The 3975-nt window shown below is 70.8% G+C and carries 4 protein-coding genes and 1 pseudogene; all 5 read left to right on the top strand.

Translation table 11 applies throughout. The features are described from left to right. Positions 1–1593 (top strand): hypothetical protein (locus O3X23_RS41960; RefSeq protein WP_269279956.1); only part of this gene is annotated, 1593 nt, incomplete at its 5' end. A 62-nt stretch (positions 1594–1655) separates the two neighbouring features. Continuing rightward, complete coding sequence (locus tag O3X23_RS41955; RefSeq protein WP_269279954.1) at positions 1656–2192, top strand: DUF4913 domain-containing protein; 537 nt, start codon at positions 1656–1658, stop codon at positions 2190–2192. A gap of 370 nt (positions 2193–2562) precedes the next feature. Further along, positions 2563–3228, top strand: a complete 666-nt coding sequence (locus tag O3X23_RS41950; protein WP_443048142.1) for a glyoxalase — start codon at positions 2563–2565, stop codon at positions 3226–3228. 107 nt (positions 3229–3335) lie between these two features. After that, positions 3336–3749: a VOC family protein gene (locus O3X23_RS41945; RefSeq protein WP_269279950.1), complete on the top strand. Its 414-nt coding sequence runs from the start codon at positions 3336–3338 to the stop codon at positions 3747–3749. Positions 3750–3787: 38 nt separating this feature from the next. After that, positions 3788–3975 (top strand): annotated as a pseudogene (locus O3X23_RS41940) (hypothetical protein); the annotation flags it as partial.

Below are 3975 nucleotides of genomic sequence, written 5' to 3'. Positions count from 1 at the left end.
GAATGGGCGAGGCGCAAGGCGCGGACGGGCGACTGGCGTACGGCCATGGCGGCGGGGGAGGAGGCGCTGGTGATCCAGCGCGCCCGAGCCGCCGACGGGTCCCTCGCAGAGGAGCGGGTGCTGGCCGGTGCGCTGATCCAGCATGCCTCCGACCAGTGGACCGCGGGTTCCCGTCAGACGTCGCTCGCCCTTGCCGAGGAGGCCGTGGAGCTGTGCCGCAAGCTGGAGCGGAGCGGTCACGACGAGGACCCGGAGCTGCTGGCCGAGGCCCTGAACTCGTTGGCGGTGAGCTACGAGGACGCGGTACGTCTGCCGGAGGCGGTGGCCGTGGCCGAGGAATCGGTCGCCATCCGCCGGGCGCTCGCCGGTCGCGACCCGTTCCGCTCGGCCGCACACGCCACGTCCCTGCGCACCCTCGCCAGCTGTCGATCGAGTTCCGGGCTCGCCGTGGAGGGCCGGATCATCGTGGAGCAGGCGCTGACCATTGAGCGCCGGCTGGCCACGGAGAATCCGGACGCCCACGCGGACGGCCTGGCCCACACGCTGAACTCGGTGTCCTGGCACTACTGGCGGGAGGGCGCCAGCCCGGTGGGCACGCGCACCACTCTTCAGGAAGCGGTCACCCTGCGAAGGCGGCTCGCTGCCGACAACCCGGACACTTACAACAACAGCCTGGCGCTCTGCCTGGTGAACCTGGCCACCGAGCAGCCGAACGAACAGGCGCTGGAGGCGATGGCCGAAGCGCGGGAGCTGTACGACCTCATGCGCGACAGCGCCCCCGGGGCGAACAGCTCCAGGCTGCGACTCCTGCTCAGCAACCAGTCCTGGGTACTGAACGACATGGGCCGCGTGGACGAGGCCGTGGACACGATCTCCGAGGCGCTCCGGTATGGACGGTCGTTGTACCGGGACAACCCGGTGACCCACGGCAGGAATCTGGCCAACGACCTGTACAAGGCCGCCGGATTCCACCAGGGCGCCGGGCGCCGGGAGGAGGCGATCTCCCTGATCGAGGAGGAGATCGGCGTTCGGCGCGAACTCGTCCGTCTCCACCCGGCACCGAACGAGGTCGGTCTGGCCGAGGCGCTGCACGACCAGTCCCTGGCCCTGGCGGGCTACGGCAGACCCGAGGATGCGCTGCGGGCGGCGGACGAAGCGCTGGAGCTGTACGAGCGGCGCTGGCGCGAGGCACCCGACAAGGAAGCCCTGCCCTACGCGGGCGGGCTGGTTCTTGTGGCCTGGATGAGGGAGACCACCGGCGGGGGAGGCGATCCGGTGCCGCTCAGGAAGCGGGCCGTCGTTCTGCTGCGTCCGGAGGCGAAGCACTCCGGCAGGGCGCGCGGATGGCTCGCGTCGAATCTGCTGCAACTGGCCAAGCACGCCGCTGCGCCCGGAGGGATGCGTGCTCTGCTGCGGGCGCTGCCCCTCGCCCGCGAGGCCACCGAGCACTACGTCCGGGCGTCGGGGCGAAGCCCCCACCCGAACGATGACGTGACGGGAGCGGCGGCCCTCTGGGTCCAGTTGCTGGAGGGCTGCGGGCGCAGGACCGAGGCGATGGACGTACGTCGCCGGTACGGGCTGCGGCAGCCCTGACCGACAGGCGCCGCCGGACCGGCGGAAGAGACACGATCGTGCGCTTCGACAGGAGAGACAACATGCCGGACCCGCAGGAGAGGCAGGACGCCCCCGTCGACGGGGGCGCGGCCGCGTCCATGGGAGCACCGCCGCCGCCGGAGGCCGTGGACGACGCCGAGTTGGTCTTCGCGTCGGTGGAAGTGTTCTACGGCGACTACCTCTCCCAGGTCGTGAGGCGTCGGGTGGACGGCGTTCATCTGGCCTGGTGCCCGGACTGGTGGATGCATGCTGAGGCGATCGCCCGGATCACCACACTGTGGCGAGCCTTCGAGTACCTGCGGCTCGACGCGGCCCTCGGCATGTCCCACTGGTGGCTGCAGCACGCCGATCCCCACCTCGCCGCGCTGATGCATCCGCTCACCGGGCCGTTCGCGCTCTGCTCCGGGCCCGAAGGCCACACCGCGGAGCTGGGTCCGTTGCCCGGTAACCCGTCGCCGCCGGAGATGTGGGACCACCCCGCCTTCTCGATCCACGCGGCCGAGGCGAAGAAGGCGGAGGACAAGAAGGAGAAGGAGGACAGGGAGGGGGCGGAAGTGCCTGAGCAGAACGCCGGCTGAGCGCCGCCCGCGCTACTCGCGGCGCAGCGCCTCCAGTTGGTCCAGGAACCACTGCTGCTGCGGCGGCTGGAGACCCTCGCCCTGGCTGACACCCTCCTCAACTCGGCTCGCAGTAGAAGACGGTGAGCCTCCGACTCCCTCCAAGGCTTCCCTGCAAGCAGGCTCGGCTCACGCGGGACGAACGCTGTGTCGCCCCGTACCCGCGCTGTCTCTGACGGACGCGGCGGCCGACCATGTCGAGGCTGCGGGCACGGCCCGCGATACGGTGTCGCCGATCCCGGTGGAGGGGATGGCCGGCGTGCGTGGCGAAGCCGGCCTCGAGACCGGTCAGGAATCAAGAAGCCCCGGCCGCCGCACAGCCCCTAGCGTGATGGTCATGGCAACCACCGCTTCCACCGCAGCCCACACGTCCCTCGCGTCCGTCACACTTGAGGTGGCTGACCCCGCAGCCGCCCGCCGCTTCTACAGCGCCTTCGGCGTGGACACCCACATACGCCTGCGGGCGTCCGACGCGCACTCCAGCGGATTCCGCGGCTTCACCCTGGCCCTCACGGTGTCCGGGCCGGCCACCGTCGACGGCTTCGTCGGCGCCGCCGTGGACGCCGGGGCCACGGTGCTGAAGCCCGCCGCGAAGTCGCTGTGGGGCTACAGCGGCGTCGTCCAGGCCCCGGACGGGACGATCTGGAAGATTGCGACCTCGGCGAAGAAGGACACCGGCCCCGCCACCCGCGAGATCGACGAGGTCGTCCTGCTGATCGGCGTCGAGGACGTGAAGGCCACCAAGCAGCTCTACGCCGGCCGGGGCCTGACCGTGGCCAAGAGCGTCGGAGGCAAGTACGCCGAGTTCGCCCCCGGTCAGTCCAGCGCCGTCAAGCTGGCGCTGTACAAGCGCCGCGCCCTGGCGAAGGACCTCGGCGTCCCCGCCGACGGCACCGGCTCGCACCGCATCGTCCTCGCCGGCACCGCCGACGCCTTCACCGATCCGGACGGATTCGCCTGGGAGGCTGCCCCGTCGCCTGCCACCACGCTGTCCTGACTCGCGGACCCGTCCTACCGGTTGACCGGCGCACACGCGCCGATGTGACAGCCGGGCCCCGGCCCGGAGGTCCGCCACGCATCCATCCACAGTGCAAGGAGTACGACATGAAGGCGCACGTCAGCTCGATCCTCCTCGGCGTCCGGGACCTGGACTGGGCCAAGCAGTTCTACACCGAAGGGCTCGGCTGGAAGATCAAGAACGACTTTGGCATCTCGGTGTTCTTCGACTCGGACGGCGCCTCGCCGGTCGGCTTCTACGGTCGCGAGGGTCTGGCCGACCAGGTGGGCACGGACCCGCAAGGCAGCGGCTTCCGCGGGCTGGTTCTGACCTACGTCGTCCGCAGTGAGGCGCGGGTCGAGGAGATCCTGGCGGAGGCCCAGAAGGCCGGCGCCACGATCCTCAAGCCCGCCGGTGCTCTGCCGTGGGGCGGGTACGGCGGTACCTTCACCGACCCGGACGGCTATGTCTGGAGCATCGGCTACAGCGCCTCGGGAACCGACCAGTCCTACGCCGAGTAGCCGCGATCTCTTGCTTCACAGCCGCCCGGGACGGCGCGGTGCATGACGCAGCCGTCCCGGACACGGCGATGGTCCCGTGGGGGACGTGGGAGCGGCTATCGGAGCGGGGCGGGGCCGCAGCCGCGGTGAGCCGGCAGGACAACAGGAGGAAGATCATGAAGTTTTCGGCCCAGGTCGAGCCACCCGAGCCCATGCGGGGCCTGGAGGTTCCGCCCGAGGTGGTAGC

It is taken from the genome of Streptomyces sp. H39-S7 (genome assembly GCF_027158205.1).
GTDB lineage: Bacteria > Actinomycetota > Actinomycetes > Streptomycetales > Streptomycetaceae > Actinacidiphila.
This window is presented reverse-complemented; position numbering and strand designations above follow the sequence as displayed.